At 72.0% G+C, this 3,744-nt stretch carries 6 protein-coding genes; 5 read left to right on the plus strand and 1 reads right to left on the minus strand.

The window, feature by feature from the left end:
• The first annotated feature begins 113 nt into the window (after positions 1 to 113).
• Both P409_RS29165 and P409_RS29170 read left to right on the plus strand, forming a co-directional pair.
• Positions 114 to 611: a hypothetical protein gene (locus tag P409_RS29165; protein WP_034846679.1), complete on the plus strand. Its 498-nt coding sequence runs from the start codon at positions 114 to 116 to the stop codon at positions 609 to 611.
• Between the two features lie 86 nt (positions 612 to 697).
• A complete protein-coding gene (locus P409_RS29170; protein ID WP_034846681.1) occupies positions 698 to 1,048 on the plus strand; it encodes a response regulator in 351 nt (116 codons plus the stop codon).
• A gap of 9 nt (positions 1,049 to 1,057) precedes the next feature.
• Here the strand turns inward: P409_RS29170 and P409_RS29175 are convergent, their stop codons facing one another.
• Positions 1,058 to 1,585: an RNA methyltransferase gene (locus tag P409_RS29175; RefSeq protein ID WP_034846684.1), complete on the minus strand. Its 528-nt coding sequence runs from the start codon at positions 1,583 to 1,585 to the stop codon at positions 1,058 to 1,060.
• A gap of 101 nt (positions 1,586 to 1,686) precedes the next feature.
• Between P409_RS29175 and P409_RS29180 the strand changes: the two genes are divergently transcribed.
• The 3 genes from P409_RS29180 to P409_RS29190 all read left to right on the plus strand — a co-directional run.
• On the plus strand, positions 1,687 to 2,772 hold the full coding sequence (locus P409_RS29180; protein WP_034846686.1) for an asparaginase: 1,086 nt from the start codon (positions 1,687 to 1,689) through the stop codon (positions 2,770 to 2,772).
• Positions 2,773 to 2,967: 195 nt separating this feature from the next.
• Positions 2,968 to 3,453, plus strand: a complete 486-nt coding sequence (locus P409_RS29185; RefSeq protein ID WP_034846688.1) for a (2Fe-2S)-binding protein — start codon at positions 2,968 to 2,970, stop codon at positions 3,451 to 3,453.
• The coding region (locus P409_RS29190; protein ID WP_034846690.1) for a molybdopterin cofactor-binding domain-containing protein at positions 3,450 to 3,744 on the plus strand (295 nt) is incomplete at its 3' end. The genes P409_RS29185 and P409_RS29190, both read left to right, overlap by 4 nt.

A 3,744-nucleotide genomic window follows, 5' to 3' on the forward strand; every position in this document is an offset into this window, starting at 1 on the left:
GCCGCCCTGCTGGCGGAGGCGGGGGTGTTCCTGCAGCGGCCGGCCGCGCCGCCGCGGCCGCTGCGGGTTCCGGCGAACGCCCCGTCCTTCGGCCTGGTCCGGGCGGCGCTGTCATGAGCGACGAGGCGCATGACTGCGACGATGCCGGCGCGCCGGTCCTGACCCGGGCCGAGACGCTGGTGCTGTGGGCGATCCGCGCCTGGGTGGCCGGCCATCGCCACGGCATCCCGGTACTGGCCAATCTGCGCACCGCCTTCCGCAACGAAGGCGCGCCGGCGGCGGCCGAGGCGGTGGACGACCTGATGGGCTTCATCGCCAACGGCGCCGGCCGCACCATCCAGGTGAACTGCCCGCGCTGCCGCCAGGTGACGGAGGATGAGCGGCTGATGCTCGACGTCGTGGCGCTGCATCAGCAGGGCGAGACCCTGTGGGTGCCGTTCCTGGCGCGGGCCATCCTGACGCCGGTCGCCACCCGGTTGTGCGGCCCGATCTTCGCGGCCGTTGCCGACGCCCTGCGGGATGGCGGCATCGCGCTGCCGCCGGTCGCGGGCCAGGTGCCGCCGCCGGAGGCCGCGGCCCACGCCGTCCCGGCTGGGACGACGATCCACTGAGCCTGGTCTTCGGGATCAAGGGTTGCCCCCGGCCCGGTTTGCCGCCATGAATCACATCGGAATTGTAAGAAGCGAACAGCTGACCGATGCGTGGCGGACGTGTGTTGCTGGTCGAGGATGACGTGCTGGTGCGTCTCCTCGCCGTGGAGGCCCTGATCGATGGCGGCTTCGATGTCGCCGAGGCGGCGGACGGGCCGGAGGCGCTGCGCCTGCTCGACGGCGGCGACTTCGACCTGATGATCACCGATGTTGGCCTGCCCGGCATGTCGGGGGCGGAGCTGGCCGTCCAGGTCCGGCGCGAACGGCCGACGCTCAAGGTGCTGTTCACCACCGGCTACGGCGCCGAGGACGGGGTGCCGCAGGACCTGCCCACCCTGCGCAAGCCCTACGCCGCCGACGCCCTGGCCTCGACCGTACGGTCGCTGCTGGCGCCGTAGCCGGGCCGCTCAGCCCTCTCCCACGATCGGGCCGCCATGGACATGCGGGGGCAGCGCCTCGGTCGGGCCGCCGGGCATGATCGGGCGTGGCGCGAAGCGGCCCAGCGAGATCAGCCGGTCATACATCACCAACGCCCCGGCCAGGGACAGGTTCAGCGAGAAGCGGGTCGGGATCTGCACGATGTGGTCGCAGCGCGCGACCATATCGCGCGACAGGCCGCCCCGCTCCGACCCCAGCACATAGACCGCCCGGCGCGGGTGGCGGAAGCTCGGCAGGGCGACGGAGTCGGCCATCAGCTCGATCCCGACCAGCGCGCAGCCCTGCGGCAGGGTCAGCGAGGCGACGTCGGGATAGGTGTAGAGCGGCACCGTGCCGGCGGCGCTGGAGGTGTCGCTCCAGCCGAAATCCACGGTCTCGGCCACCGGCGCCACGGTGAAGCAGAAGGCCGCGCCGAAGGCATGGCCGGTGCGCAGCAGCGCCCCCACATTCATCGGCTTGCTGATGCCCTCGCAGCCGATCGCGAAATAGCCTTTCATCCGGGTCCCGTCCGTGTCGTCAGGCTGCGACCTTGCCCCGCGCGGGGCGGAAGGGCAAGGTGCGCGCCGGAACCGGCCCCGCCGACCCTGCCGAGACGACCATGACCGACCACCATCATCACGCCCACCCGCATGCCCACGGCCCCGCCACCGGAACCGCCGACCTCGCCGGCGGCGGCGCGCCGATCCTGGTCGAGGTCACCCGCGGCTCGATGGTCGAGAGCCGCCACCGCGGCAGCGCCCTGATCGTCGACCGCCATGGCGGGGTGCACGGCCATTGGGGCGACATCTCCCGGCCGGTCTATGCCCGTTCGGCGATCAAGTCGCTGCAGGCGATCCCGCTGGTCGAGAGCGGCGCCGCCGACGCCTTCGGCCTGGGCGACGAGGAGCTGGCACTGGCCTGCGCCTCGCATGGCGGCGAGCCGGGGCATGTCGAGCGCGTGGCGGCCTGGCTGGCGAAGATCGGCCTGTCCGAAGCCGACCTCGAATGCGGCACCCACCTGCCGTTCCACGAAGGCTCGGCCCATGCGCTGGTCTGCCGCCACGAGCATCCCTCGGCCTTGCACAACAACTGCTCCGGCAAGCACACCGGCTTCCTGACCACCGCGGTCCATCTCGGCGAGAAGACCAGGGGTTACATCCGCTACGACCACCCGGTGCAGCAGCGCATCCTCGGCGTGCTCGAGCAGATGACCGGCTGCGGCCTGGGCGACGCGCCCTGGGCGGCCGATGGCTGCTCGATCCCGACCATCGCCATCCCGCTGGAAGGCCTGGCCTTCGCCATGGCCCGGATCGCCGATCCGGACGACCTGCCCGAGAAGCGGCGCGCCGCGGTGCTGCGCATCCGCAAGGCCTGGGCGGCGCAGCCCTTCCTGGTGGCCGGTACCGGCCGCTTCGACACCGAGATGATGCAGGCCTGCCATGGCCGGGTGATGACCAAGGTCGGGGCCGAGGGCGTGTTCTGCGCCGCGCTGCCGGAATACGGCCTGGGCGTCGCCCTCAAGATCGACGACGGGGCGGACCGGGCGGCGAATGTCGCCATGGCCGCGATCCTGAAGCGGATCGGCGCGCTGGACGATGCCGATGCGGAGATCGCCGGTCGCTGGCTGGCGCCGGAGATTAAGACCCGGCAGGGCGTGACCGTCGGCGTGGTGCGCGGCGCCGAGGGGCTGGCCGGCGAGGGCTGAGGCACCCTGGGCTTCGGCCTGTTGCCCTGCCCGCCACGGCGATGGGATGCTGAATCGGCATAACATCGTTTGTATACGAACAATGATTGGTTCACACTGCCCCGCGTCGTTGTCATTTTGCGTCCGAGGCATCATGCGCGTCCCCGTCCGGTCCGATTGCAGGCTGGCCCGCTCCGCCGGGTCCTTCGGCGGGCGATGACGGCATCCGGCATCGCGCTGCGCGTGAACGGGACGGAGGTGCGGACGCCCGCCGCTCCCGCGACGCCGCTCCTGCATGTGCTGCGCAACGACGCCGGGTTGAACGGCCCGAAATACGGCTGCGGTCTCGGCGAATGCGGCGCCTGCCTGGTGCTGGTCGACGGCAAGGCGGCGCGCAGTTGCACCCTGCCGGTGGGCGCCATGGCCGGCCATGCGATCACGACGCTGGAGGGGCTGGGCGGCGAGGCCGGGCTGCATCCGGTGCAGCAGGCCTTCATCGACGGGCAGGGCGCCCAGTGCGGCTACTGCCTGAACGGCATGGTCATCCGCACCGTGGCGCTGCTGGCCGTTAACCCGCGCCCGACCGAGGCGGAGATCCGCGAGGCGCTGCGCTTCAACCTGTGCCGCTGCGGCACCCATGTCGAGATCCTGGCCTCGGTCCGCCGCGCTGTGGCGCTGACCGACGGCACGGGGGCGCCATGACGCCGTCGGCCCTGGCCCGGCTCACGGCGGCGGAGCTGCTGGATGCGGCGGACACGCTGCTGGTCTACCGCCGCGCCGGCGATGGGGTGGAGCCCTTCATCTGCTTGTCGGCGGTCGACGACATCATCGGCTATTGCGGCCATGTCGATCTGGGCCAGGGCATCCGCACCGCCCTGACCCAGATCGTGGCGGAGGAGCTGGACGTCCCGCCCGGGGCGGTGGAGATGGTGCTGGGCGATACAGCCCGGGCGCCCAACCAGGGTCCGACCATCGCCAGCGACAGCATCCAGC

The sequence above is a fragment of the Inquilinus limosus MP06 genome (assembly GCF_000767795.1).
GTDB lineage: Bacteria > Pseudomonadota > Alphaproteobacteria > DSM-16000 > Inquilinaceae > Inquilinus > Inquilinus limosus_E.